The sequence below is a fragment of the Exiguobacterium sp. PFWT01 genome, assembly GCF_018255795.1.
Taxonomy (GTDB): Bacteria; Bacillota; Bacilli; order Exiguobacteriales; family Exiguobacteriaceae; genus Exiguobacterium.
On the sequence record NZ_CP073755.1, the window covers coordinates 200,094 to 226,831 of the forward strand.

Annotated in this window: 31 protein-coding genes, 1 pseudogene and 1 riboswitch; of the genes and pseudogenes, 23 read left to right on the forward strand and 9 right to left on the reverse strand. The window is 48.5% G+C overall.

Annotated elements, in window-relative coordinates:
• Positions 1–21: 21 nt before the first annotated feature.
• Entirely contained in the window at positions 22–675 is a 654-nt protein-coding gene (locus KD909_RS01190; RefSeq protein WP_211782103.1) for an IS30 family transposase, read from the forward strand.
• A 332-nt stretch (positions 676–1,007) separates the two neighbouring features.
• Here KD909_RS01190 and KD909_RS01195 read toward each other — a convergent pair whose 3' ends face one another.
• Complete coding sequence (locus KD909_RS01195; RefSeq protein WP_211782104.1) at positions 1,008–1,817, reverse strand: hypothetical protein; 810 nt, start codon at positions 1,815–1,817, stop codon at positions 1,008–1,010.
• A gap of 638 nt (positions 1,818–2,455) precedes the next feature.
• Between KD909_RS01195 and KD909_RS15580 the strand changes: the two are divergent.
• Positions 2,456–2,683 (forward strand): annotated as a pseudogene (locus tag KD909_RS15580) (IS30 family transposase); the annotation flags it as partial.
• 53 nt (positions 2,684–2,736) lie between these two features.
• Here KD909_RS15580 and KD909_RS01205 read toward each other — a convergent pair.
• The gene (locus tag KD909_RS01205; RefSeq protein ID WP_211782106.1) at positions 2,737–4,194 is read right to left on the reverse strand and encodes an aldehyde dehydrogenase family protein; all 1,458 of its coding nucleotides are present in this window, start codon (positions 4,192–4,194) and stop codon (positions 2,737–2,739) included.
• 90 nt (positions 4,195–4,284) lie between these two features.
• Between KD909_RS01205 and KD909_RS01210 the strand changes: the two genes are divergently transcribed.
• Together KD909_RS01210 and KD909_RS01215 are read left to right on the forward strand one after the other, a co-directional pair.
• Positions 4,285–4,539: a hypothetical protein gene (locus KD909_RS01210; protein WP_211782107.1), complete on the forward strand. Its 255-nt coding sequence runs from the start codon at positions 4,285–4,287 to the stop codon at positions 4,537–4,539.
• Between the two features lie 226 nt (positions 4,540–4,765).
• Positions 4,766–5,443, forward strand: coding sequence for a YjjG family noncanonical pyrimidine nucleotidase (locus tag KD909_RS01215; protein ID WP_211782108.1), 678 nt, complete (start codon positions 4,766–4,768; stop codon positions 5,441–5,443).
• A 2-nt stretch (positions 5,444–5,445) separates the two neighbouring features.
• On the opposite strand, the gene KD909_RS01220 is transcribed toward KD909_RS01215, so the two are convergent.
• Entirely contained in the window at positions 5,446–5,895 is a 450-nt protein-coding gene (locus KD909_RS01220) for an NUDIX hydrolase (protein ID WP_047794756.1), read from the reverse strand.
• 55 nt (positions 5,896–5,950) lie between these two features.
• On the opposite strand from KD909_RS01220, the gene KD909_RS01225 reads away from it, so the two are divergent.
• From KD909_RS01225 to KD909_RS01235, 3 genes are read left to right on the forward strand one after another with little or no spacing between them, the layout of a single operon-like run.
• Positions 5,951–6,553 carry a pentapeptide repeat-containing protein gene (locus KD909_RS01225; RefSeq protein WP_211782109.1) on the forward strand — a complete coding sequence of 201 codons (603 nt, stop codon included), beginning with the start codon at positions 5,951–5,953 and terminating at the stop codon, positions 6,551–6,553.
• Positions 6,550–7,377, forward strand: coding sequence for an aminoglycoside 6-adenylyltransferase (locus KD909_RS01230; protein ID WP_211782110.1), 828 nt, complete (start codon positions 6,550–6,552; stop codon positions 7,375–7,377). The genes KD909_RS01225 and KD909_RS01230 overlap by 4 nt, the downstream gene beginning before the upstream one ends.
• Before the next feature lie 50 nt (positions 7,378–7,427).
• Positions 7,428–7,580, forward strand: coding sequence for a hypothetical protein (locus tag KD909_RS01235; protein ID WP_012727577.1), 153 nt, complete (start codon positions 7,428–7,430; stop codon positions 7,578–7,580).
• Between the two features lie 8 nt (positions 7,581–7,588).
• Here the strand turns inward: KD909_RS01235 and KD909_RS01240 are convergent, their stop codons facing one another.
• The gene (locus KD909_RS01240; protein WP_159563097.1) at positions 7,589–7,984 is read right to left on the reverse strand and encodes an ion channel; all 396 of its coding nucleotides are present in this window, start codon (positions 7,982–7,984) and stop codon (positions 7,589–7,591) included.
• Positions 7,985–8,121: 137 nt separating this feature from the next.
• Positions 8,122–8,226: riboswitch (TPP riboswitch) on the forward strand.
• A 90-nt stretch (positions 8,227–8,316) separates the two neighbouring features.
• Between KD909_RS01240 and tenA the strand changes: the two genes are divergently transcribed.
• The 8 genes from tenA to KD909_RS01280 all read left to right on the forward strand — a co-directional run bounded on the left by tenA (position 8,317) and on the right by KD909_RS01280 (position 14,566).
• Positions 8,317–8,991 (forward strand): thiaminase II, encoded by a 675-nt coding sequence (gene tenA / locus KD909_RS01245; RefSeq protein ID WP_211782111.1) that lies wholly within the window; start codon positions 8,317–8,319, stop codon positions 8,989–8,991.
• Positions 8,988–9,779: a hydroxyethylthiazole kinase gene (thiM, locus tag KD909_RS01250; protein WP_012727574.1), complete on the forward strand. Its 792-nt coding sequence runs from the start codon at positions 8,988–8,990 to the stop codon at positions 9,777–9,779. Before tenA ends, thiM begins: the two co-directional genes overlap by 4 nt.
• Entirely contained in the window at positions 9,776–10,615 is an 840-nt protein-coding gene (gene thiD, locus KD909_RS01255) for a bifunctional hydroxymethylpyrimidine kinase/phosphomethylpyrimidine kinase (protein WP_211782112.1), read from the forward strand. Before thiM ends, thiD begins: the two co-directional genes overlap by 4 nt.
• Positions 10,584–11,225 (forward strand): thiamine phosphate synthase, encoded by a 642-nt coding sequence (gene thiE / locus KD909_RS01260; protein WP_074035455.1) that lies wholly within the window; start codon positions 10,584–10,586, stop codon positions 11,223–11,225. The genes thiD and thiE overlap by 32 nt, the downstream gene beginning before the upstream one ends.
• Positions 11,226–11,249: 24 nt before the next feature.
• On the forward strand, positions 11,250–11,888 hold the full coding sequence (locus tag KD909_RS01265) for an SDR family oxidoreductase (protein WP_078147808.1): 639 nt from the start codon (positions 11,250–11,252) through the stop codon (positions 11,886–11,888).
• Between the two features lie 114 nt (positions 11,889–12,002).
• Positions 12,003–13,568, forward strand: a complete 1,566-nt coding sequence (locus KD909_RS01270) for a GGDEF domain-containing protein (protein WP_211782113.1) — start codon at positions 12,003–12,005, stop codon at positions 13,566–13,568.
• A 42-nt stretch (positions 13,569–13,610) separates the two neighbouring features.
• A complete protein-coding gene (locus KD909_RS01275) occupies positions 13,611–14,060 on the forward strand; it encodes an OsmC family protein (RefSeq protein ID WP_211782114.1) in 450 nt (149 codons plus the stop codon).
• A gap of 62 nt (positions 14,061–14,122) precedes the next feature.
• A complete protein-coding gene (locus KD909_RS01280; RefSeq protein WP_012727568.1) occupies positions 14,123–14,566 on the forward strand; it encodes a GNAT family N-acetyltransferase in 444 nt (147 codons plus the stop codon).
• Here the strand turns inward: KD909_RS01280 and KD909_RS01285 are convergent.
• Positions 14,563–15,009: a DUF4385 domain-containing protein gene (locus KD909_RS01285; RefSeq protein ID WP_211782115.1), complete on the reverse strand. Its 447-nt coding sequence runs from the start codon at positions 15,007–15,009 to the stop codon at positions 14,563–14,565. The two genes, KD909_RS01280 and KD909_RS01285, sit on opposite strands and share 4 nt — an antisense overlap.
• 74 nt (positions 15,010–15,083) lie before the next feature.
• On the opposite strand from KD909_RS01285, the gene KD909_RS01290 reads away from it, so the two are divergent.
• The 7 genes from KD909_RS01290 (at position 15,084) to rbsB (ending at position 21,380) form a co-directional block, all read left to right on the forward strand.
• Positions 15,084–15,626, forward strand: a complete 543-nt coding sequence (locus KD909_RS01290) for a GNAT family N-acetyltransferase (RefSeq protein ID WP_211782116.1) — start codon at positions 15,084–15,086, stop codon at positions 15,624–15,626.
• Between the two features lie 107 nt (positions 15,627–15,733).
• The gene (locus KD909_RS01295; protein WP_211782117.1) at positions 15,734–16,711 is read left to right on the forward strand and encodes a LacI family DNA-binding transcriptional regulator; all 978 of its coding nucleotides are present in this window, start codon (positions 15,734–15,736) and stop codon (positions 16,709–16,711) included.
• Between the two features lie 3 nt (positions 16,712–16,714).
• Entirely contained in the window at positions 16,715–17,599 is an 885-nt protein-coding gene (gene rbsK / locus KD909_RS01300) for a ribokinase (RefSeq protein ID WP_211782118.1), read from the forward strand.
• Positions 17,599–17,988 carry a D-ribose pyranase gene (gene rbsD, locus KD909_RS01305; protein WP_078147800.1) on the forward strand — a complete coding sequence of 130 codons (390 nt, stop codon included), beginning with the start codon at positions 17,599–17,601 and terminating at the stop codon, positions 17,986–17,988. Before rbsK ends, rbsD begins: the two co-directional genes overlap by 1 nt.
• An 11-nt stretch (positions 17,989–17,999) precedes the next feature.
• A complete protein-coding gene (locus KD909_RS01310) occupies positions 18,000–19,478 on the forward strand; it encodes a sugar ABC transporter ATP-binding protein (RefSeq protein WP_211782119.1) in 1,479 nt (492 codons plus the stop codon).
• A 1-nt stretch (position 19,479) separates the two neighbouring features.
• Entirely contained in the window at positions 19,480–20,445 is a 966-nt protein-coding gene (rbsC, locus tag KD909_RS01315; protein WP_211782120.1) for an ABC transporter permease subunit, read from the forward strand.
• 23 nt (positions 20,446–20,468) lie between these two features.
• A complete protein-coding gene (gene rbsB, locus KD909_RS01320; protein ID WP_211782121.1) occupies positions 20,469–21,380 on the forward strand; it encodes a ribose ABC transporter substrate-binding protein RbsB in 912 nt (303 codons plus the stop codon).
• A gap of 54 nt (positions 21,381–21,434) precedes the next feature.
• Here rbsB and KD909_RS01325 read toward each other — a convergent pair whose 3' ends face one another.
• From KD909_RS01325 to kynU, 4 genes are all read right to left on the reverse strand, one after another.
• Complete coding sequence (locus KD909_RS01325; protein ID WP_196431379.1) at positions 21,435–22,763, reverse strand: sugar phosphate nucleotidyltransferase; 1,329 nt, start codon at positions 22,761–22,763, stop codon at positions 21,435–21,437.
• Between the two features lie 99 nt (positions 22,764–22,862).
• Positions 22,863–23,486: an arylformamidase gene (kynB, locus tag KD909_RS01330; RefSeq protein ID WP_211782122.1), complete on the reverse strand. Its 624-nt coding sequence runs from the start codon at positions 23,484–23,486 to the stop codon at positions 22,863–22,865.
• A gap of 15 nt (positions 23,487–23,501) precedes the next feature.
• The gene (gene kynA, locus KD909_RS01335) at positions 23,502–24,341 is read right to left on the reverse strand and encodes a tryptophan 2,3-dioxygenase (protein ID WP_211782123.1); all 840 of its coding nucleotides are present in this window, start codon (positions 24,339–24,341) and stop codon (positions 23,502–23,504) included.
• A 12-nt stretch (positions 24,342–24,353) separates the two neighbouring features.
• The gene (gene kynU, locus KD909_RS01340) at positions 24,354–25,628 is read right to left on the reverse strand and encodes a kynureninase (RefSeq protein WP_211782124.1); all 1,275 of its coding nucleotides are present in this window, start codon (positions 25,626–25,628) and stop codon (positions 24,354–24,356) included.
• Positions 25,629–25,794: 166 nt separating this feature from the next.
• Between kynU and KD909_RS01345 the strand changes: the two genes are divergently transcribed.
• Positions 25,795–26,643, forward strand: coding sequence for a Cof-type HAD-IIB family hydrolase (locus KD909_RS01345; RefSeq protein ID WP_211782125.1), 849 nt, complete (start codon positions 25,795–25,797; stop codon positions 26,641–26,643).
• Positions 26,644–26,738 lie beyond the last annotated feature (95 nt).

Sequence of the window (26,738 nt, forward strand, 5' to 3'; positions counted from 1 at the left end):
ACAGCGATGGCCTCGTGTAGAATGAAGTTACGACACAAACATTCAGACGGAGGAATCGCTATGTGCTACATCCATCTTAACACAACGGAACGCGTGAAAATAGAGACGTATCTGGAGCTCGGGATGTCCATCCGGTCCATCGCGAGACGGATCGGGCGACAGCCCTCGACCGTCTCGCGGGAGGTCAGACGGAACCCCGGCTACGAATCGGGACGTGCCCAGCAGCGCTACGTGAAGAAGAAGGCAAACTCCGGCGCCAAGACGAAGCTCGACGACACGATACGCCGGACGATCGTCGGGAAGCTGCGTGCGACCTGGTCCCCGGAACAGATCGTCGGTCGTCTCTTCGACGGGGAAATCGCCTTCTCCACCATCTACCGATGGATCTATGCGGGACGGATCGACGTGCCCGTGACCGTGCCCCGCCAGAAGGGGAAACGTCAAAAGCCGACCGAGACGCGCGGTCGCATCAACGTCGGCCTCCCCATCTCGAAACGACCTCCAGAGGTCAGGGGTCGCCGGACATTCGGGCATTGGGAGCTCGACACCGTCGTCTCCGGACGCGCTCGCCAAGATCAACGGGCGGCCGAGAAAGTGCCTGGACTGGAAAACCGCACACAAGGCCTTTGCCGAGGAAGTGTTGCGCTTAATTTGACAAACCGTCCTTTAAAATAAATTAATGAAAACAGAGGAGCGTCATCCCTTTCAGAACGACGCTCCTCTGTTCAACTTCATTTTAGTTTTTCAGTGCTCTCATGAATTAATCGTTGCACTTTGAAAAACTTTACTCAGTCCCCTTTGTTTTTCCATTTATTTACTAATTTCTTTCTCCATATAATAAAGATTATTAAGAATACCGTAAAGGTTAAAAGTATCACTTCGATAATATAAGAGAGAAGAGTTCTGGGAAAAACAGCTTCAGAAATGTATGAATATATTATAATCCATACAAAAATTGCGAAGTAGGTAAGAAGAGTTCTCATTAGATTAAAATATCCTTTCGTTTGTTAATGTAATTCAATCCAACCATTGTTCGGTCTCCGGTCTTTAGAATCTAAAAACATAGCAGTTCGCTCACCGAGATTAAAGTACGCCATAGCAACCTCTATTGCTACTGCAGCAGTAATAGCTAAACTTGGAGCACCCCAGGCAATTAAACGACTTTTTACTGTTTTAGTAAACATTCTTTGAGCCTCTTTTTTTCCTTTTGCGACAATGAATGCTCGGACAGCAGCTACTGCTGATCCCCCTACAGTTACTGCAATAAGAGCATTAATTGTGTAACCCACAAATTTCACTCCTAATCTTGCTTGGAAGGCATGAGCTGATTCAGTAACAAATAGACTCGTTAGAATGTTCGAAGCTTCTTCTTGATTTTCAATATTCAAAACTTCTTCTTCAACTTGATCTTGTGCTTCGTTTAAATTACTGAAAGTTTCTGAATTTTCATCAAAGAAATCATACAAAGATTCTTTAAGTAAGACCTCAACTTCTTCATCGTGACCATCTTCTGCAATTAATTCTTCAACTATAGTGTCAAAGTTCTCTCTTTGCTCCTCTGTCATATCTTGCAAAGATTGTATTTCTTCTGCCTCCACTGATAAATCAAAATCTTCAGCTAAAGCCTCTTCACTTAAAAAGTCACTCACATTTTCATTGTCTATATTCAATGTAGTCTCATCATTCAATAAAAGATAATCAGAACCATTATTTTCTTCACCACTAGCGAAAATATCAGTGACTGGAACCGAACTAATGACAAGAGTGAATGCTGTGGCTACAGAAACTTTCTTAATAAATGATTTGTTAAAAAACATACGTATTCCCCCAAAATATTCTTTATATATCTCGAACCTAAATATTACTATATTATCCATAGTGGGGAAATAATATTTTAAAAAAATGTCAATAAACCACTATTTAACTAAAATTAATTTTTGGGGTTTATTTTTATAGGTCAAGGTATGTAAGAATATCTTTAAATTCTATTTATTTATACATGATGAATTATAAAATTAAGTGCAACACCCGAAAGTGAACACAAAGAAGCCCATGACGCTTTCCTCGTGTAGAATGAAGTCACCACAACACACATTCAAACGGAGGAAATCTCATGAGCTACACCCATCTTACCACAACGGGACGCGTGAAAATAGAGATCTATCTGGAGCTCGGGATGTCCATCCGGTCCATCGCGAGACGACTCGGGCGACAGCCCTCGACCGTCTCGCGGGAGATCAGACGAAACCCCGGCTATGAATCGGGACGTGCGCAGAGGCGCTACGAGAAGGCGAAGACCAACTGCGGTGCCAAGACGAAGCTCGACGACACGATACGCCGGACGATCGTCGAGAAGCTGCGTGCGACCTGGTCCCCGGAACAGGTCGTGGGATGGCTCTTCAACGGAAAACTCGCCTTCTCCACCATCTACCGCTGGATCTATTCGGGACGAATCGGCGTGCCGGTGTATTTCGCCGACCCGTACGCATCGTGGCAACGGGGGAGCAACGAGAACGCCAACGGGCTCCTCCGCGAGTTCTTCCCGAAAGGAACGGACTTCGCGCAGGTGGCGCGCGACGAACTCGCGGACGCGCTCGCCAAGATCAACGGGCGACCGAGAAAGTGCCTGGACTGGAAAAAGGCACACGAGGCCTTTGCCGAGGAAGTGTTGCGCTTAATTTGACAAACCGTCAAACAAAAAAACCAGGCCGACAAGCCTGGTTTTTATTGATTGTATTAAGAGAAGAACGGTTTGTACTCGCGACGTTCATGCATGACGGACACCCATTGAAGCGTCGTGAACTCTTCGAGTACCCATTCACCGTTGAAGCGTCCGAGACCAGAGTTTTTCTCGCCCCCGAACGGCATGTGCGGTTCATCGTTGACCGACTGATCGTTGACGTGAATCATGCCAGTTTCGACTTTTCGTGCAAAATTGGTTGCACGGTAAACCGAGCCATGAACGGCACCGCTCAATCCGTACGGTAATTCGTTCGAAAGACGAACAGCCTCTTCGTCATCTTTAAACGAAAGGATGACCGCGACAGGACCGAATATTTCGTTTTTCGCGAGCGGCATGTCATTCGTGACGCCACTGAGGACGGTCGGTTCGAGGACGTTGCCGTCCGCTGTCCCGCCAGTATGAACGGTCGCACCGGCATCAACCGTTTTCTCGATTTGGTCTAAGATGCGATCGACTTGATCGTGGTCGATGAGCGGGCCGACTTGCGTATCTTTTTCATTCGGGTCACCCGCTTTCAACTGTTTAACGCGCTCGACATAACGATCCACGAACTCGTCATGAATCGATTCGGCGACGAGGATTCGGTTCGTCGACATACAGATTTGTCCTTGGTGGAAGAACTTGCTGTAGACGGCTGATTCGACGGCACGGTCAAGGTCGGCATCATCGAGCACGACGAACACGTTATTTCCCCCGAGTTCAAGTGCTGTTTTCTTCAACAAACGACCTGCCTTTTCTGCAATCCCTTGACCAACCTCAGTCGAACCTGTGAACGAGATGAGACGTGGGATTGGGTGTTCGACGATGGCGTCCCCGATTTCAGACCCTCGTCCGACGACAACGTTGAGCACACCTTTCGGAAGTCCTGCTTCTTCGAAGAGGGATGCGAATAGGAGACCACCTGTGACCGGTGTCGCCGTGGCCGGTTTGACGACGACCGTATTCCCGGTTGCAAGAGCTGTCACGATTGAACGGACAGCCAAGTGGAATGGGAAGTTCCATGGGCTGATGATGCCGATGACCCCAAGTGGTTTGCGATATACCCGGTTCTCTTTATTCGGAACAATCGAAGGTTTGATGAGCCCGTCCATACGGAAAGGGAACGTCGCGGCTTCTTTGATGATGGCCATTGATGCGGCGAACTCACTCTCTGCTTTGATACGTGTACTACCGGACTCTTTCACGAGCCAGTCGACGATAAAGTCTTTGTTGTCCATCGTCAGCTGGGCAAACTTCTCAATCAACTCACGTCGTGCTTGTGGAAGCATGTCGGCCCAGTCCGTCTGAGACGCTTTGGCTGCTTCATAAGCACGATTCAAGTCCTCTTCATCCGCTGATTGAATCGAGAAGAGCGTCTCGTTCGAGAACGGATTGACGTTGTCGATCGACTTTTCACTTGATCCATTTACCCACTCACCATTGATGTACATGTTCGTAAAATCTGTATGCATATTTGAACACTCCTTTGTTTTTTCTTCACCATAAGAAGTATTCACTTGTTTTAGAAAAATAAACATATCAATGTATTGGATTTGGTAAACTTGAATCAAGTAAATTCAACAAGTTTAGGAGCAGACGATGAAAACTTGCTGTGTGAGTTTATTCCTCTTCGTGCCTTGGGCATTTTTTGTGGCGGCAATGGATTATGTATGGGGTTTTCCATTTGGATATTTGATTGTACCGGTGATCATTTGGTGGGTAACGAAGCAATCTTTGAGACATTTACGAATACGCTTTGTATTAGCTTCCTTGCTTGGATCGTATGGTGTGTCGGTTTATTTGGCCTACTTGTTTGAGAACGATTGGAGATACTTCTTCAAGCCGTTAAATCTTATGGGGATTGTTCATATGTGGTCGGTCGTGATATTGATTGGGGTACTCGTGATATTGATTAATTATGGAGCTCAAAAATCAAACCAGTCATCTAATAGACATTGAGAGGGGGATACGTCATATCTCCCTTTTTTGATGTTCGTTTCTACTTCCTGTACAGTTAGACGAAGAGAGGGGTTAGAAAGAAATATGAAACGTTATGAAGCGATTTTATTTGATATTGATGACACGCTACTAGATTTTAAACAAAGTGAACATGTCGCCTTGGGACAGTTACTTGCATCCTACAACGTGCGGATGACGGATGAGGTGAAGTCGCGTTATGTCGACATCAACACGGGTCTATGGCGCGCATTTGAGCGTGGCGAAGTAGATCGTGAAGAAGTACTCATCGGTCGTCACACGAAACTGTTTGATTCGCTCGGACTCACGGTGGACGGTCCGCAGGTCGAACAGCAGTATCGGGACTACTTACATGCAGGCGTACACATGATTGAAGGCGCGTTAGAGATTGTCCAAACGCTGAGCGCGCACTATCCACTCTATATCGTCACAAACGGTGTGACAGAGACGCAATTCAAACGGCTAGAGTCATCGGGACTATTGCCGTACTTCCAAGACGTCTTCGTATCGGATGCGACCGGCTCGCAAAAACCGATGAAACCGTTCTTTGACTACGTCTTCGACCGAATCCCGAATGTAGAGCCAGAGAAGGGCTTAATCATCGGCGACTCAGTCACGGCAGACATCGCCGGTGGGCGGATGTATGGTTTGGATACTTGCTGGTTCAATCCAAACGAAGTGGCCGCGACGATCGAGTCAACGTATGAGATTCGACATTTAAACGAGTTGAAATCGCTACTCTAAGTTCAAGCTGGATTGAGTGAATGAGCTGGCAAGCGATTTGGTAGTTGAGCAAGTACTTCCGGATAGAGCGTGACGTCTTGAAGACGGTCAAGCTTTTGCCAACGATAAATCAGGTGATCTCCTTCGGGTCCATAGAAGTCTCCGTCTTGGAGCGGGAGGTCACCATTTACATAAAAGTATAGTCCAATCTCATGAAACGGCTGGTCATTATAGGTAAACAAGTTCTCGTGCACGAAGGCGAATGAGGTATCTGTCACACGCATGTTCAATTCTTCATGTAACTCGCGTGCGAGAGCCATGGCAGCCTCTTCACCGAGCGTGACGCGACCGCCGGGTAATGCCCAAAAGTCATCCCGGACGTTTCGGTGAATCAATACGTGACCGTCTTTCACAAAAATACCGGCAACGCGGTAATTGAAAACGCCGTGTTCAGTAGGAAATACGAGATCCATCTATATCACTTCCAATCATTGTAATCTGTTCTAGTATACCTGAAGGAGGGATCATATGTTTCAACCACATACGCAATATCGAGATGAAGATTTCCGTGACGTGACACTCCGTGACGAAGAACTGTCACACATCACGTTCGAGAACTGTCGCTTCACATACGTCGATGCGACGGAACTACAGACGGAGCGCTGTCAGTTCATCAACTGTGATTTCACGGATTCGAAATGGAATGCATCCCGTCATGTCGGGAGTTCATTTTTGAACTGTCAGTTTCATGGTGCCAACTTGTTCACGAGTGAGTTTGAACAATGTAAAATGACCGGGTCATCTTTTGAAGAAAGTCAGTTTGAAGGCGTCCTTGTAACAGAGGGGGACTGGTCGTTCGTCAACCTTCGTCACGTGTCGCTCAAAAAAATGGATTGGTCCCACGTACGATTGGTTGAGGCGGACCTGTACGGTGCCGATTTGACCGAAACCATTTGGCATCAGGCCGATTTGACCCGTGCGACACTCCAACATGCGGTGTGCCGTGGTGCCGACTTCAAAGGAGCAATCGTCGATGGGGTTGATTTTTCGAACGTGACGTTACAACAAACAAAACTAGACGCGATGCAGGCGATTCAAGTCGCGCGCTCATTGGGGGCGATTGTAGAATGAAACCAGAACAAATCATTGAACAGTTGATTGCGTTCGCAAAAGAACGTGAGCACATTCGAACGGTCGTCTTGAACGGCTCACTCGTCAATCCGAACATCCGACCAGACCCGTACCAGGATGTCGACCTTGCCTTTTATGTGGAAGACGTCCGAGCGGTTGCGGCCGATCGCTCATGGATTGACACATGTGGAGAGGTCTTGATCATGCAGACACCTGAAACGACTGATCCCGAACGACATATAACGTTTTTAGTGCAATATGTGGACGGACATCGGATTGATTTGACGATTCGAAGTGTGGATCAACTTGAAACCATGCTTGAAGCCGACTCGCTCAGTCAAATAATCTTTGACCGAGATCATCATCCGGTCGTAACGCCGTCAGACATGTCGTATCGTGTGAAACGTCCGTCTGCTGACGAGTATTCGGCATGTTGGAATGAGTTTTGGTGGGTGTCACTTTATGTTGTCAAAGGAATCAAGCGACACCAGGTGTTATACGCGCTCGACCACCTCGATATCATGCGGAACATGCTCCGGCAGATGATGGAATGGAACATCGGCTATGCGACGGACTTCTCCGTGAATCTCGGAAAGTCTGGTGACGGGATCCGCGACCACTTGCCAGAAGAGTTATGGGAGATGCTCACGGCGACATACGCTTCCGCTGAGCTGAGTGCCATCGAAGACACGCATGATCGGTTGCAGTCGCTCTTCTTTTTTTGTGCACAACGTGTCGCCGAACAAGGAGATTTCGTGTTTCGAGAAGAGGAAGCGAGACGCGTTCGTGCCGCATGTGCAACACTTCGACATTCAAACGATTAATGACGGCGAGAGCCGGGAAACGCTCCTTATAGAGAAAGGAGCGTTTTTTCATGAATCCATACACGACATTTATTGCCCTACTTGTTGGGAGTCTGGTCCTCTTTGTCGGCATTCGTTTAAAGAAATGGCCGATTATTTTGGTTGCGATGCTTCCCCTTGGTCTCGTGGCATTTAATATGTTTTTACTCATCACGGGACGATAGGAAGATTTTCACTTGTCTTTTTGATAAATCGATTTGATGAAGAAGGCACTCGGTAACAAAATACCGATGGCGCCTTCGATGATAGCGAATAATCGGGTTAAACCGACCGGTAACAAATCACCAAATCCGATGGACAGTAAAGTGACCCCGCTGAAATACAGGAGGTTTTCCCAAGTCGGTTCGACGGCATTCATGGATTCGAGTGAAGTCACGAGAATGACTGAATCACGAGACAGTGCATAATAAATCAATGTGAATCCTAACATGACACCGAATAGGCTGACGAACAACTGAGTGAACAATCTTCCATCAAATCCTGTTTGCTTGTACGTTCGACGTTTGAAAAACCAAAATACGTTCAAACTGATGAACAGTAAGGCAATCGTCAATAAAATGGTATTCAATCTCTACACATCCTTTTCAGTACGAACAGAGTCACTTACCCATTCCCGTAACGAAGAATAGGAAACGGAATCAGAAAAGGTTTGCAATTGATGAAAAGATTGATAGAATGTGGTCGAAGACGACTGAATTTCATAATGTTTGCCACTAGGGGAGTCGCGTCACGCGGCTGAGATGGACATGGTCCAGACCCTTCGAACCTGATCTAGTTCACGCTAGCGTAGGGAAGTGGGCGAGACGACTCATATGGCTTTTACCTAGATATGACTGTTCGAGACGCCGCTTCCGTTATGGGAGGCGGCGTCTTTTTATCAGTTTATAAGGGGGAGTTAGTATGAAATTTACAGATCACTTACGTCAAGAGGCGGATGGATTGTTTGAGGCAAGCTTTCATCACCCATTTGTTCGTTCACTTGGAGAAGGGACGCTCGATGAGAAGAAATTCAGACATTACGTCATGCAAGACTCATACTATTTGAATCAGTTTTCAAAAGTGCAGGCCAAAGGGGCAACCCTCGCTCCGACGATGGAACTATCGAGCCGCTTTTTGACGCATGCGCTACACACGATTGAGGCGGAACTCTCCCTTCATCGAGAGTTCTTTACGATGCTCGACGTGACGGATGTCGAATTGGCGACCTTTGAACCGGCACCGACCGCTTATGCGTATGCGCTCCATATGCAACAGGCAGGACCGACACTCGGGGACGTGCTGGCATCGATTCTTCCATGCTACTGGGTGTATTACGAGATTGGTGAACGTCTGAAAGACAAGCGTCCGGACCATCCGATTTATTCGGCCTGGATTGCGACATACGGCTCTGAATGGTTCCGCGAACTGGTGGAAGAGCAAATCGATCGGTTGGATGAACTGGCTGGTCAAGCGACGGAAGAGGAACGTGTACGTTATACGAAACTGTTCTTGAAGAGTTGCTATTACGAAGTCGCTTTTTGGGAAATGGCTTGGACGCTTGAGTCGTGGTCATTGTCGCAGGAGGTCAACCAATGAGACATGAGATTTGGAATGAGATTCGACAGCAGGCTCCGTTGATTCACAACATCACGAACACGGTTGTGGCGAATTTTTCAGCGAATGGACTGCTCGCCATCGGCGCCTCTCCAGTGATGGCAGACGCGATTGAAGAAGTAGCGGAGATGACATTCGTGAGCGATGCGCTCGTGTTAAATATCGGGACACTTGGAACAATGACCGAAGCGACGATGATTCGTGCAGGGCAGGCGGCGAATGAAGCCGGATGTCCCATTGTCCTCGATCCAGTCGGAGTCGGAGCGACGTCATTTCGTCGAGATGTGGTCGAACGCATTATGCGTCACGTTCGTGTGTCGGTCATTCGAGGGAATGCAGGAGAGATTGCGACATTGATTGGTGTCGATTGGGCGGCTCGTGGTGTCGATGCGGGTGACGGTGCATGCGAGCCGAGACAATTGGCGCTTGAAGCAGCGAAACGATACGGATGTGTCGTGGCCGTGACTGGAAAAGAAGATATGGTCAGTGACGGACATGTCGTCATGGAAGTCCGCGGTGGGACGAAACGGATGACTGAGACGACTGGTACAGGGTGTTTACTGAGTGCGGTGGTCGGGGCTTGCTTAGCAGTCGAAAAGAATGCCCTTAAAGCGACGGTGACCGCCATGTCAGGCTACGCCTATTGTGGGGAGCTAGCGAGTGAACGGGCAGAAGGGCCGGGAGACTTCCCGATTCACTTTTTAAATGCACTCCATCAATTGACGCAATATACCATCCCGACGAATCGAATCGAGGTGTCGACATCATGAGACCGCAAGTATTGACGATTGCAGGATCTGATTCAGGGGGCGGAGCTGGGATTCAAGCCGATCTAAAAACGTTTCAAGAGCTCGGTGTGTTCGGGACGAGTGTGTTGACTGCGATTACCGCCCAAAACACACTTGGGGTTCATGGAATCGAGGCGATTTCCACGGAAATGATCATCCAACAAATTGATGCGGTAGTGGATGATCTTAACATCACCGCCTGTAAAACCGGGATGTTGGTGGATGCGGAGCGGATTGAAGCGGTAGCCGTAGCACTTGAACGTCATCGTTTCCAACATGTCGTCGTCGATCCGGTCATGGTGGCGAAAGGTGGCGCTTCCTTGTTGCAAGTTAGTGCAGTCGAAGCACTGCGCACGAAGCTGCTACCACAGGCGACCATCGTGACCCCGAATATTCCTGAAGCAGAAGTGCTGGCAGGAATGGAAATTCGAACCGAGGCAGACCGTATGAAAGCCGCACAGGCGATTCGAGCACTTGGTGTCGATACCGTCATTATCAAAGGTGGGCATACGGATGATTTGGAAGCCGTTGATTTGATTATGAGCGAGACTGAAACGTTCTGTGTAAAAGCACCTCGAATCCAAACGAAAGATACGCACGGGACGGGATGTACGTTCTCTGCCGCATTGACGGCCGAACTAGCGTATGGGAAGACACTACGCCAAGCCGTCGTAGATGCGAAGCAGTTTATTCATCAGGCGATTGCACATGGATTATCGATTGGACAGGGGCATGGACCGACGAATCATTGGGGACATCGTTTAGCGAAAGAAGAGGTGATTACCGTTGACGTTCTGTACGAAACAAGCGCTCGCTAAGCAGCTTCGCCTTTATTTTGTGTGTGGAACGACGGACGCGTCCGATTTGGTGGCGACCGTCAAAACGGCACTTCGATGTGGTGTGACATGTTTTCAATTTCGCGAAAAAGGTAAAGATGCATTGTATGGAGATAAAAAAGAAGCGATGGCAAGGACGCTCCAACGTCTGTGTCGAGAAACGGGTGTTCCGTTCATCATCAATGACGACGTCGACTTGGCGCTCGCGATTGACGCGGATGGCATTCACGTCGGACAAGACGACTTACCTGCCAAACAGGTTCGAGAACGGCTAGGACCAGATAAATGGTTGGGGGTGTCTGTCCATACGATGGAGGAAGTCAGAACGGCTCTTCCATTTGCAGATTATGTCGGCATTGGTCCGATTCATGAGACGCAAAGTAAACTGGATGCAGGACATGTGCGTGGCACGGAACTGATTCAACAAGTTCGCCATCACTATCCACTGCTTCCGATTGTGGGGATCGGAGGTATTCGTCCAGAGCATGTGCCTTCAATCATTCGTGACGGGGCAGACGGCGTTGCCGTCATTTCTGCCATTGCTTCTGCACCGGATGTAGCAACGGCTACCCGGCGTTTCGCTTGTCTCTGAATTCATTTTTGAGGAGGAAGACAGATGAACGTATTTGTAATCGGTGCAAACGGTCAAATTGGCCATCAATTGGTGGAGAAGTTACACAAGGAAGGAAAGCATCACGTCACGGCGATGGTGCGTAAAGAAGAACAACTCGAGGATTTTAAGTCAAAAGGGTACAATGCGGTACTCGGTGACCTCGAAGGTTCAGTAGATGATTTGCAAAAAGCGATTGATGGAATGGATGTTATCGTATTCGCGGCAGGTTCTGGTGGAAGTACTGGAGCAGACAAGACACTCTTGATCGACCTAGACGGTGCAGCGAAGAGTATCGAAGCAGCACAAGCGAACGGGAACATCAAACACTTCGTCATGGTCAGTGCCTTGAAAGCAGAGGATCGCTCAGCTTGGCCAGATTCGATGAAGCCGTACTACGTAGCGAAGCATCATGCAGATCGTTTACTCGAACAGAGTGGACTCACGTACACGATTGTTCGTCCGGGTGCATTGACAGATGATGCGGGAACGGGCAAAGTGAACACGAAATTCGAGGGAAGTGGAGAGATTCCACGCGAAGACGTCGCATCATTCTTGGTGCATGTCCTTCATAACCATTCAAACGTGCAGAACAAAGCAATTGATTTGATCAAAGGGGATACCCCAATCGAAGAAACGCTATAAGTGTGTGACATCAAAAACGGGATGAGAAAACCATCCCGTTTTTTGTCGCGTTAAAGAGGGAAAAGAACGCAGGATAACGAAATAGAAGAATACGAACAGGTGAGGAGGTTCCGCATGACCGAGATGTTCATTTATTTAGCGGTCTATTTGTTGCCGTCATTTTTACTCGGCTTTTTAGCACTCGATGTCTTTCAACGAAATCCGAATAAAGTCGAGCATCGTTTGCTGAGCCTGTTTGTGTTCGGTTATTCGATGCTCTTCTTGGCTGAATTTGTCCGCCATCTATCGCCGATTGAATATAGTCCGGCACTCATTGCCTATTGGTTTGGGAACGCCGGGATTTTCATTTTTATCTTCTCTGTTCATTTCATATTGAGCATCACAGGCGTCGGCGCGAAGGCACCGAAGTGGCTCTATCCCTGGGTCGTGTACTTACCTCTGATTCCCGTCATATTAACGTATATCCGGCGAGAGAACATCATCAACAGTCAACAGTTTGAGCAAGTGGGGATATGGATTTATCCCGAGTTCAATTCATCGTATTTAACTACGTTGACCGTCGGTAACATCTTTCACATCTTGATCATCGGGCTCATTTTTTATGCCCTCAAACGTGCAGAACGAAGAGAACACCAACGCGTATTGCGCATGCTTTTTTGGACTGCGAATGCCGTACTAATATGGGATATTGTATTCGGCTACTTTCAATTTCGTGGGTTGATCCCACCCTATTCATACATGTATGGGGGGCTTGTTTGGGCGGTAGCATTGGTCATTGCGATGAATCGTTTAGACTTCTTAACCTCTTACGTAAAACGATATGGGACACTTTATAATTTAAATCCATCCGCCATCTTGTTGATTGACCCCGATGGAAAAGTAGAAAGTGCGAATCCGGCCGCGCGCACGCTATTTCATACTGTCCGTGTCGTGAATGAACGGTTTATCGATTTGTTGCCAGAAAAGAAAAAAGCAGAGTGGATGGAACACTACAGCCAACATTTTCGGACACGTAAAAAGTTTATAGAGTTCGAAACGAAGATTATGACAAAGTCTGGGCAAGAGCTTTACGTCGTCATCGATGGTGATTTTGTCGATATCGACCGCACGATTCACGGGATGATTATCATTCGGGATGTCCACTCGTTCAAAGAGGCCGAGCAAACAATCCGATTCTTTGCCTATCATGACCCACTGACGAAGCTGGCCAACCGACGTGCATTTTATGAACGAGCAGACCAGGTGTTGCTTAGTTCCTCGATGCTGTCGTTATTGATTATTGATTTGGACGGTTTTAAAGCAGTCAATGATACGTACGGTCACCAGATTGGAGATCATTTCTTAACTCATTTGGGTGGATTGTTGGAAGCTTCGACACGAGACGTTGGCTTGGCCTCTCGTGTTGGCGGGGATGAGTTTTATATTTATTTGGTGGATTTAACGGAATCGGAAGTGCGCGACTTTATTCATACACTTCAGATGACGTTAAATCAAAACCCGTACCAAACGTCCGATGTGTCGATTCCGATCCGGGCGAGTATTGGGGTCAGTCATGCTCCCGACCAAGGAACAAATTTAGACACATTGATTCATAAAGCGGATCAGGCGATGTATCAGATCAAGCAGGACGGAAAAAATGATTATGCCATCTATGACGAGGCGTTACATGGACCTAAATAAAGGGAAAATAGAAGTGTTTGATTATGGAAAGGAGGATGCAACATGTCAGAAAGACCGTTAGTGACGATGCGCGCCGAGGGAGAAGCCGGAGGCGTTAAGACGACTGTGCGTGTAGGCGAGCACACTCCATTTATCGTAGATGAGCCAGAACGACTCGGTGGAACGAACAAGGGACCGAATCCACTCGAGTATCTTCTCGGTGCCCAGTCGTCCTGTACGACCATTATGATTGCCTATGCCGCTCAGGATTTGAACTTTGAGTATGAAGGGGTCGAGTTCGTGACAGAAGGGACGCTCGATCCTCGAGGATTCCAAGGGATGGAAGGTGTCCGAACTTACTTTGAGTCGACACATATGAAAATCGTATTGGATACGACCGAATCAGATGAGCGAATCGAAGCATTAAGAAAGGCTGTCGAGGCACGTTGTCCGATTCACAATCTCATGCATGCAGCAGACGTAGCGATGACGGCAGAATGGATTCGGAAATAAGGATGGGGGCGACCTCATCTTTTTTACATAGGAAGTAAGAAAAGAATACGGAGGGAAGACGCATGCATCACCGACCGATGACGCGTGAATGGGCAGGTCAAATTCAAGAATGGACGTACGGAGCTCCTTATGACTTTTATAATCAACCGCCTTCTGAAGAGGGAGTCGCCGAGTTAATGACGTATCAGGCGATTGTAGAGGAGCATGAGCTGATTGGATTTTATTGCATCGGTTCCCCGGCTCAAGTGCCCAATTCGACATATCCATATTCGTCAGATTTCACGGACATCGGATTGGGGATGCGACCTGATTTGACGGGGAAAGGATATGGAAAATCGTTTGTGACATACGTCATGGAGAGAGCGATGGAACGGAGAAAACCGCTTCGCTTGACCGTCGCCTCCTTCAACGAACGAGCGATTCATCTATACGAAACGGTTGGATTTCGTACGATCACATCGTTCGAGCGAAATGAGATTCCGTTTCAAGTGATGGTACGCGATTAACCATATTTTTTCTGATGTGCCTTTTTACGTCGCAAATAATCCTCATCGGCACGAAGTTGATCCCAATATGTTTTGAAGATGCGGGCAGACTCTGCCTTCTCTTCGTCGATTTCGCGCTCATGGATGTCACCATCTTCTTTATATTTACGACCGCCTTTATAATTAGCATAGCGTCGGGCTCGTGTGTAACCCATTTGGATGAACTTTCGGGACATGTCCATCCCCACGAAATCGTCGTTCGCGCGATACGCTTCAAACAATTCCATGATTTCTTCGGCAGATTGCTTCGCAATCTCGGGCGTCTTGAATCGCCAATGAGGCAAAATTTCACTTTTATACGGTTCGACAAGTAGCACACCTTGTTCGCCACGACCGACCCGGTACAGTTCGGGTTGTTTTCGGAAGTCGATTTCATCAAAATTTAAATCATAGTCAAATGGCATGTTCATTCCTCCTCGCCTAACGTTTCCCATTAGGTCGGTCGAGGAAACAACTTGAAGGAAAAGGATGGGTTGATATGATCAAGATGGAGACAGAACGGTTGGTCTTAAGAGCATTTACGCTAGAGGATGCAGAGGATATGTATCATTATGCAAAAGATGAGCGAGTCGGACCGATGGCCGGTTGGGCACCTCATGAATCGATTGAAGAAACAAGGGACGTCATTCAACTGTTTATCGAGGAAGCAGATGTATGGGCTATCGTCTTGAAAGAGACCGGGCAAGTGATCGGTAGCATCGGGTTACACGACCGAAGACCAGACCCGTCGATTCAACATGATGCACAGCGTGAGATCGGTTATGTGCTCAGTCCAGATTTTTGGGGAAATGGTTACGTGCCAGAAGCCGTTCAGGCGATGATTCGATTCGGATTTGAAGCGTTAGGACTAGAACGGATTTGGTGCGGCTATTTCAGCTTCAATGACCAATCGCGACGCGTCGTTGAGAAGTGTGGGTTCACTTATGCGTTCACGAAAACACAAGAATTGACCCGGCTCGATGGACGAACGGTAGAATGTCTCGTCTATGTTCAACTAAATCCCACGTTCTCTACACATTGAAGCACGATTTCAATGTGTTTTTTCATGAAATCATAAAAATCTCTTGATATGTAACCGGTTACACATTAAGATGGTTTTGTAAGCGTTTCCAGAACGGAGGATGTCAAATGGCGACCATCAAACAAGTAGCAAAACATGCGAACGTCTCAGTGGCGACCGTATCACGCGTCATGAATAAAAGCGGATATGTGAGCGAAGAGGCGAAAGAAGCGGTCGAAAAGGCGATTGCGGAACTGAATTACGCGCCGAACCGAGTCGCACGTTCGCTCTATAAAAAATCGTCGAACTTGATTGGACTCATCATGCCAGATATCACGAACCCGTTCTTTCCACAGCTGGCTCGGGCGATTGAGGATGTCGCCAATCAACATGGGTATCAAGTCGTCTTATGTAACACGGATGAACAACTTGAAAAAGAACAGACGTATTTAGTCGCCTTGCAAACGATGCACGTCGATGGCCTGATTATTACAACAAATCATTCGCACAATCCGAATTATGAGACGTTGGATTTACCGATGGTCGCACTAGACCGAATCGTAAAAGCGGGGATCGACGCCGTTGTATCAGATGGATATGAGGGTGGAAAGTTGGCGGCCGACACGCTGTTACAACGTGGTGCGACACGACTAGCACACATTGCCGGACCGGATCATCTCAAAACGGTCAAACGCCGAACCGAAGGATTTGTCGAAGTAGCGGGAGAGAAGCTCGTCGGGATGACCGAATCCACGTTCACGTTCAAAGACGCATTGAAAGCGTCCCAAGAGCTGTTCGACCATGCTTGGCCATTCGATGGCATTTTCGCAGCGAACGATGTGATTGCAGCCGCCGTATTACAGGAAGCAGTCCGTCGAGACATTCGTGTCCCAGAAGAGCTACAGGTCATCGGATATGACGGAATCGAATTAGGCGAGATGACGTCTCCGCCGCTGACGACCATCGTCCAGCCAATCTATGAGATGGGACGACTCGCGACCGAGCGATTGCTCGATTTGATTGAGAAGAAAGACACACGACCGAGAGAAATGCTGTTACCGGTCACGTTACTTGAACGACACACGACAAAGCGGAAGGAGAGATAAAGAATGAAACGCATTGTTGTCATTGGCAGTATATCGATGGACCTTGTCGTCACGTCCGACAAACGTCCACAAGCTGGAGAAACGGTTATCGGTGAATCGTTCCGTACCGTTCCAGGGGGAAAAGGTGCGAACCAGGCAGTCGCTGCTTCCAAATTAGGCGGCACTGTTCAGATGGTCGGTTGCGTGGGAAGTGATCCGTTCGGACAACAGGTGGTTGAAAACTTCAAACGACACGATGTGGATGTCACACATGTTCAAATCATACCGGATGAAGTGACGGGTACGGCCCATATCGTATTGGCTGAGGAAGATAATTCGATCGTCGTCGTCCAATCGGCGAACAAACGAGTCGTTTTCACAGATGAGGAACTCGAACACCTTCTTGACGAGCAGGCATTCGTGCTCCTCCAACTCGAAATTCCAATCGAGACGGTAAAGCAAGTGACCTCTTACTGTAAAGCGAAAGGAATCCCAGTGCTGCTCAATCCGGCACCTTCTCAGCCGCTTCCACCAGAAGTGATTGAAGACGTCACATACTTGACGCCGAACGAACATGAGTGCCGTGACTTATTCAACGGAATATCCGTAGATGATGTTCTCAAACGCTATCCGAACAAGTTACTCGTCACGGAAGGCGTCCATGGTGTTCGATTCCACGACGGACGAGACGTGCGGCATGTGCCAGCCATCCGAGCAAACGTCGTCGACACAACAGGAGCTGGTGACACGTTCAACGGCGCGCTCGCTGTCTCCCTCATCGAACAAGATGATTTGGAGACGGCCGTACGGTTTGCCGTGGTCGCATCCGGCATGAGCGTCGAAGGCTTTGGGGCACAAGGTGGTATGCCGACACGGCAAGACGTACAACAACGATTGGAGCGCGTGTGATGAAAAAACAAGGAATTTTGAACAGTCATCTAGCAAAAGTCTTTGCCGACCTCGGGCATACAGATCGCGTCGTCATCGCCGATTGTGGGTTACCGATTCCAGACGGGGTCAAGCGGGTCGACCTCAGTCTCCGTATCGGCGATCCTTCCTTTCTTGAGGTGCTCGATGTCGTCGAATCGGATTTGGTCGTCGAGCGCATCACGATTGCCGAGGAAATCCTCACACACAACCCGACGATAGCGGATTCACTGAAAGAACGATACGCGAGCATCGACATGTGTTCACATGAAGATTTCAAACGAGAGGTCGCAAAAGCGAAAGTGGTCATTCGAACTGGAGAAGCGACACCTTACGCCAACGTCATCTTACACGCCGGGGTCATTTTTTAAGGGGGGATTCGATGCATATTCAGTTGAAAGGCATCCATAAGTCGTTCGGACCAGTCTCCGTCTTAAAAGGAGTCGATTTCGAACTGTTGCCTGGAGAAATTCATGCACTTATGGGCGAGAACGGGGCCGGAAAGTCGACATTGATGAAGGTGATGACCGGTCTGCATGCGCAGGATGAAGGTGAGATTCTCATCGACGGCGCGAAACGTCAATTCAAACACCCAAAAGAAGCGGAGCAAGAAGGCATCGCTTTCATCCATCAGGAGCTCAATATCTTACCGGAGATGACGGTGACAGAAAACTTATTTTTGGGTCGAGAGCTGACAGGACCGTTCGGGATGGTCAAACAGCAGGAGATGACAAGACGTGCTCGAGAATACTTGGCTGAATTGAACGTTTTCATGGATGTCGATGAAGTGGCACGCAATTTATCGGTCGGTCAGCAACAGATGATTGAGATTGCCAAGGCGCTCATGACAGATGCGAAGGTCATCGTCATGGATGAACCGACAGCCGCCTTGACGGATCGCGAAATCCAGGCGCTCTTCGCCGTGTCTCGTGCCTTACGAGATCAAGGCGTGTCCATCATCTATATCTCACACCGGATGGAAGAGATTTTTGACTTATGCGACCGAATCACGGTACTTCGGGATGGACAATCCATTTCGACTCGTACGATTCAAGACACCTCATTTGAGGAAACGGTGCGCGATATGGTCGGTCGCGAGATTGGGGAACGCTATCCGACACGTACCGCTACACTTGGGGACGTCGTGCTCGAGGTGGATGATTTAATCGGTAACCGGTTCCACAACGTCTCGTTCAACGTCCGTGCCGGAGAAATTATCGGGTTTTCCGGATTGATGGGAGCGGGACGGACCGAGGTGATGCGTGCCTTATTCGGAGCAGACACCCACAAAGGGGGAGTCATCAAACTGAACGGGCAACCGATTCGAATCAAAACTCCGACCGACGCCATCAAGCACGGCATCGCGTTTTTGACAGAGGACCGAAAAGGGGAAGGCTTACTCCTCGATTTCTCCCTAAGAGAAAACCTGTCGCTCCCGACACTCGATAAACGAGCAAAAGGGTCTGTCATCTCGAAGCAACAGGAGGAGACGTTCGCCGAGACATACTTACAAAAATTGCGGGTCAAACATCATTCGATGGAACAAAAAGTGAAGTCGCTGTCTGGTGGGAATCAACAGAAGGTTGTGCTCGGTAAATGGTTAGGTGTCGAACCGGACGTCTTGATTTTGGATGAACCGACCCGAGGCGTCGACGTCGGTGCTAAGAAAGAGATTTACAATATCATGAGCGATCTCGCGGAATCAGGCGTCGCCATCATCATGGTCTCTTCTGATTTACCGGAAGTACTCGGGATGAGCGATCGGATCGTCGTCATGCGAGAAGGTGTGGTGACCGGGACGCTCACGAAAGATGAGGCGACACAGGAAAAAGTAATGACGTATGCGACAGGAGGGCAATGATATGGAATTGAAAGCAACGACCGGACTGAAGCGCCCGGGTCGACTCGGATGGGGGCAAAAATTAGGACCGCTGTTTGGTCTGCTCGTCATCGTTGTCGTCGTGACGGCGCTCGAACCAGGATTTTTATCATTAAATAATATCTTCAACGTACTCCGCCAAGTGTCGATCAATGCCTTGATTGCCTTCGGGATGACATTCGTCATCTTGACAGGTGGGATTGATTTATCGGTCGGGTCGATTTTAGCGCTCGCCTCTGCATTAGTGGCAGGCATGATGGTGGATGGTCAACATGCCGTCATGGCCGTTGCACTCGGCTTGATTGCAGGTGCCGTTCTCGGGGCCTTTAACGGGGCGGTCATCACGTACGGGAAAGTGGCACCGTTCATCGCGACATTGGCTACGATGACCATTTATCGGGGCTTGACGCTCGTCTATACAGACGGACGACCGATTACGGGTCTCGGGAATTCCGGTTGGTTCGAGATGCTCGGACGCGGCTACTTTTGGATCATTCCAGTACCGGCATTGACGATGCTACTCGCATTCGGTGTCCTGTATTTCATCTTGAAGAAGAGGACATTTGGTCGTCACACGTACGCAATCGGTGGAAATGAAGAAGCGGCAAAATTAATGGGGATTGGCGTCAATAAAGTCAAAATCATGATCTACTCTCTATCCGGTATGCTTGCGGCACTCGCCGGCATCATCTTGACATCGCGCCTTAATTCCGCACAACCGACGGCAGGAACATCATACGAACTCGATGCCATCGCAGCGGTCGTTCTCGGGGGAACGAGCCTAGCGGGTGGTCGAGGTTGGATTGTCGGGACGTTGATCGGGGCACTGATCATCGGAACGCTCAACAACGGATTGAACCTTCTCGGCGTATCATCTTTCTTCCAACTCGTCGTAAAAGGTGCAGTTATATTGTTTGCAGTATTGCTTGATCGTCGACAAAACGCGTAACACGCGAAAGGGGAAAACGGAACATGAAAAAATGGACAGCTTGGCTACTCGCACTGACAATGGTACTGATGGCAGCTTGCTCGACTGAACAACCGGGGTCATCGTCTGAAACGGAAACGAAAGATAGCGATTATGAAATCGGCTTATCGATCTCAACATTGAACAACCCGTTCTTCGTCGCACTGAAAGAAGGCGCAGAAGAACAGGCGAACGAAATGGATGCGACGTTGACGGTAGCGGACGCGCAAAACGACGCGGCGAAGCAAGTGAATGACGTCGAAGATATGATTCAAAAGGGGATGGATTTGATTCTCATCAACCCGACGGATTCAGAAGCGGTCGGCGCGGCAGTACAGGCAGCAAACGATGCGGGCATTCCCGTCATCACGGTAGACCGTAACGCTGAAACAGGGGACGTCGTCGCCCACGTGGCATCAGATAACGTCGCAGGTGGACAGTTGGCGGGTGACTACATGGTCGAACTCGTAGGCGAAGGGCAAAAAGTCGTCGAGCTCGAGGGGATTCCAGGAGCGTCTGCGACACGTGACCGCGGACAAGGATTCAACGAAGCCATCGATGGGAAATTGGAAGTCGTGGCAAAACAATCGGCAAACTTTGACCGTGCAGAAGGATTGACGGTCATGGAGAACATCCTACAGGACAATAAAGACATCGTCGCTGTATTCGCACATAACGATGAGATGGCACTCGGTGCCGTTCAAGCACTCGAAGCGGCTGGAATGAGTGACGTGAAAGTCATCGGATTCGATGCGACAGACGATGCCGTCAAAGCGGTCGAAGGTGGGACGATGGCAGCAACGGTTGCCCAAAAACCAGCTGAGATTGGGAAGTTGGGTGTAGAAGCGGCAATCAACCACCTGAAAGGTGAAACAGTAGAGGAAAACATTCCGGTCGAACTCGAATTAATCAAATAAGTAAGTAGAAACCTCACGATGCCTTGATTTCGGGTAGAGCTCGTGAGGTCATTTTTATTTATATGGGGAAATGAGAAATTGTGTATCGTTGTTCATATATTTTAAAGAGTACTGCACTTCTATTAAAATGACGGTTTCGCTTGCTTTTAACATATGTGCTTTTCCGCGTTGAATTGAGATGGCATTGGTCGGTCTTACCTCAAATGATTCTCCATCAATCGTCACGATTGCTGTGCCTTGGAGAATCGTCCAAATTGTATCGGTCTCTTCATGATAATGGTAACTGAGTTCTTTCCCTGCTTGAACGAGCATGCGACGTGTCACACTGTGATGCCCATCGGCGAGTGTCTCATGATGGATGACTTCCGACTGCCCCCATCGCTTCCATTTGAATTTTGGATAGTCGTCGGATGAGGCGAGATAATCTTTCAGCTGCGGGGTCGCCTCTTTCTTCGAGACGAGAATTCCATCCGCGTTGACGGCGACGACAAGGTCTTCTAGCCCAATCCCAATCAAAGGAAGGTTCAATTCATTGATCACATGTGTGTTCGTCGATTCGAACAGTTCGACTTGACCGTGAGTTGTGGACGTCATTTCTTCAGTCAATGTGTTCCATGTTCCTAAGTCTTTCCAATCGCCATCGTAGCGGTGAACGAATACCGACTCTGCATGTTCGACAACGGCATAGTCAAACGAAGTCTTTTCTAATTCGTCATAGCGTGAAGTGAGGTCTGAATAAGTTGTCGGTAAGTTTCGTTCTGCTAGTTCATCAAGTAACAGATGTAACTTGCAAGCAAAGATTCCACAGTTCCAAAGGGCACCTTGTCCAATCAACTGTTCTGCTACATCGACGGTCGGTTTTTCCTGAAATAGGCGAACCGAGGACATTTGGGCCGTCTCGTCTGGAACGATATATCCGTATTTTGATGTCGGATGAAGGGGTGTGACCCCAATTAGATGCAAAGCATCATCGTTCGCTTGGACTGCTTCATCGACTTGAGGGAAATATTCAAAGAAGCGGAGGTCGACGTAAGCATCGACCGGCATCACAAGTACCGTTTCATCCAGAGGCACATGTTGCTCGTTTAAATAGCTTGCCCCGAGAACGATAGCGGGAAATGTATCACGACGAGTTGGTTCGGAAATGATATTAGTATCTGTACCAACTTGATGAATGACACAATCTTTTTGCTGAACATTTGTGATAATGAAAGCGTTAGTGTCTAAATCTTGTGTTTTTAGTTGATTATAAACTCTCTCAAGCATTGATTGTTTCGTTCCACCTCTGCTAGGCAATAAACGAATGAATTGTTTGGCATTCGAATTGTTCGAAAGTGGCCATAGTCTTTTTCCATCACCGCCAGATAATAATAGAATCTTCATCGAATGTCCTCTCTTCAAATAGAGTTTCTCATCTATTTCGCCAAACGTCAGACTATCCCTGTCTAATCAAAAAAGAGACAGCCGATTCCGGCTATCTCTTTACGATATAGGACGAAGCAATGCACGAACGGGGCTTCCATCCCCTTCGACGAGTGGGAGCGGAACGGCATTCAAGTCATAATCTCCCGGTAAGATATTGTCTAAAACGAGTCCCTCTAGGATATGCACACCATTTCGTGCTAATGCGTGATGGGCGTCCATCTCTTTACTGTCAATCGCATCAACGGACGGTAAGTCGAGTCCAATCAAGAAGATTCCGAGTTCTCCGAGAAGATTGGCAAGAGAAGGTGTCAGTTCAGGGATCGTCTCGGGGAAGACGCTCTTATCGGGCCAACCATCCGTTTTTAAGATGAGGCGTTCCACCCCAGTCAAATCGTGACCATCCAAATCAGATGATTCAATCTTTGCCTTATGCGGTAGATGAATCACACGGGCTGGTCCGATATATACGGACGGATCGAGGTCAATCACGCGCTTCCCATGGTCGTCAAAATGAAACGGTGCATCGATGTGGGTCCCGAGATGTAAACTCAATGTCATCTTCCCGACATTGACGGAACCACTCTCTGCCATCGGCCACGCGATTTCATACGAAAATTTTGTATCTCCCGGCCATGTCGCAACATCGGCATGAAGTGGCTGTGATACATCAATCCAAGTCATTGCATTCAGCTCCTCTTATAGTGATGTCCGGACCGTCCAAAGCTCTGGGAAGAAGCGATGATCGAGCACGCGACGCAAGTAGTTCACGCCAGACGAGCCGCCTGTCCCCATCTTCTGTCCGATGATGCGTTCCACGGTACTCATGTGGTTAAAGCGCCACATCTGTTGCTGACTCCCGATATCGAGTAGCTTTTCACCGAGCTCATATAAGTCCCAATACGTATCGACATCTCGATAGACTTCGACCCATGCCTTCTCGACACTTTCATTCCATTCCCAATCCTGGGTGACATCACGTTCGAGCACGCTCGCATCAATCGATAGACCCCGACGATGCATTTCGCGGACCGTCACATCATAAATGCTAGGAGCCTGTAGCGAGCCTTCGAGTAATGGATACAATTTTTTATCGTGTGCGTAAACACTGAGCGTCCGTGCGTTTTTGAAGCCGAGTGCGAATTCGATCTGTCGGTTTTGGTAAGACTGAAAACCAGAGGACGAGCCGAGTTGGTCTCGGAACTCTAAATACTCGGCCGGTGTCAACGTCGCGAGGACGCCCCATGACTGGATGAGTTGCTGCTGAATCTTCGAGACGCGGGCGAGCATCTTGAACGAACGCTCGAGCTCCCCGTTCGTGATGGCCGCCGTGGCTGCTGTCAATTCATGCAAGATGAGCTTCATCCACAACTCGCTCGTCTGGTGGATGATGATGAACAGCATCTCATCGTGATGGTCGGAAAGGCGATGCTGACTCGATAAAATCGGGTTGAGCTGGAGATAGTCCCCATACGACATGTCTTTTGAGAAATCCGTTTGAATCGATTTTTCTACTTTATGTTCCGTGCGTTCACTCATGACAGTTCCCCCTTATGCGACCACTTCGCGGACGTTCTCGAACGCCTCATATTCTTTGTCATCCATGATTTTCTTCAACGTCACGATCACGTCATACACGTCGGTAAACGTGTTATACAATGCGACCGGTGCGAGACGAATGATGTTCGGTGCCCGAAAATCTGGGATGATGTGATGTTTCTTCAATGCCTTACAGATACGTGCCGCCTCCGGATGCTCGAGGCTCAAATGAGCGCCACGCTGTCGTGTGTCCGTCGGGCTACCGATGAAGAATCCGTGTGGTGCGAGCATCTCTTCGATCAAGTCCATCATATACGTCGTGAGCGCGAGTGATTTTTGGCGAATCGCTTCCATCCCGACCTCGTTGAACATCTCAAGCGCGCCAAGCTGAGGGGCAAGACTCATAACGTGTGGTGTTCCGATTTGGAATGCGCCGGCATGTTCGGCAGGTGTCATCGTATGATCCATATCAAACTGCTTATCTTTGCGCGAACCGAACCAGCCGGCGAGTCCAGGTGTCGTGCCGAAGTGACGTTCATGTACGAATAAGCCACCGACCGTTCCCGGACCCCCGTTTAAATGTTTATAGTTGCACCAGTATGCGAAATCGACACCCCAATCATGGAAGTCGTGAGGGATGGCACCGACGGAGTGACAGGCATCGAAACCAATCAAAATCCCACGCTCGTGCGCCGCCTTCGTCAGACGAGGCATGTCTAAAATCTGACCGCTCCGATAGAGGACGGTCGGTAATACGATGAGGGCGATTTCGTCAGTCATCGCGGCAATCAAGTCGTCTTCTACCAAGAAGCGCCCATCTGGACTGTTGACTTGGACGAGGTGCTCTGATGGGTCGAGTCCACGAAGTTCGAGCTGACTCTTCAAGGCGTAAATATCAGACGGGAACGTGAGGGCGTCTGCCAAAATCTTCGTTCGTTTGCCTTCTGGTTTGAAAAACGAAGCGACAAGTTGATGCAAGTTCACGGTCGTCGAACCAGTGACCATCACTTCTTCCGGCTTTCCACCGATGAGCGGCGCGTTCAGTGCGGCCAACTCTTCGGACAAGTTGAACCAAGGATGGCGACCGGACATCCAGCCGTCAATCCCGAGCTCTCTCCAGTCCGCAAGTGATTCAAGGAGTGTGCGCTCGGCTCGTTTCGATAAGAGACCGAGTGAATTCCCATCCATATAAATCCCGTGTTCCGGTAAATAAAATTCTTCCCGATACGATGCGAGCGGGTCTTGTTTGTCTAGTTGTTGTGCGTAAGCACGTGTGAAATCGTTCATCTCCCCATATTCCCCCTTTAAAGCTTGTACGTTGTCAAAATCGTAGCAATCGGACATAAGGAAGTCAACAAACAACGAGGGCAGGTAGACATCATACACATTGGTATTCCCTTCATCGTGTTTTACGCAGTTGAATCGGGAAAAGAACTAAGGAGGAGGGAACGATATGAAATTGATTGCGATTGATTTAGACGGGACGCTGTTATCGCGCACGGGCGTGATCACAAAGGCAAACCAGGAGGCGATTCGTCGTCGGCAAGAACAGGGTGATATCGTCACGATTTGTTCAGGACGTTCGATTCATGATATCGAGGAGCTGTTGAAGCGAAGTGACCTCGTCTGTCCGATTTTGTCAGGTAACGGAGCAATCGGGTTTTATGAGAACGAGCGAATTTACTATCATGCGATGGATCAAACGGTTGTAGACGAGCTATGGGAAATCGCGAACGCAGATGATGCGTACGTCGAATTTTATACGAATGCGGGAGTGAAAGTACTCCGTTCAGGGAGTGATTTATTAAAACGGGAACTCAATGAGGTGTTGCCACATGATCAATCGTTCACCCGTGAGTGGGCGGAACGTGAGATTGAAATCCAAAATGAGCAGTTCGGTCTGGCATATATGGATTCGATGGCAGACATCGACTTTGCACGAGATGAAGTGTACAAGGTGTTTGTCTATTCGTTCGATCGCCGAAAGCTACACCGGTTGCGTAAAATCTATGAACCACGGAACGATATTTTGATTACGACTGCGGGGTGGACGAAAATTGAAATCGGACATCCTCATGCGAGTAAAGGCGCAGCCTTGAAACAGCTAGCTGAGCATTATCAGATTCCGATGCGTGATGTCGTCGCCATCGGAGACAATCTGAATGATGTGTCGATGTTCGAAGTGGCAGAAACAAGGATTGCGATGGGGAATGCTGTGGATCCGTTAAAAGATTTGAGCACGCATATTACAAAGGATGTAGAAGAGGACGGGGTCGCTTACGCGCTGACGCATTATGTGTGAATTGGATTATGGAGAAATCGTGAACGAGGATTGAATCTCACTTAAAACGGATATTGTATACATGTAACCATTCACTTTCTGAAATGAGTCGGGGA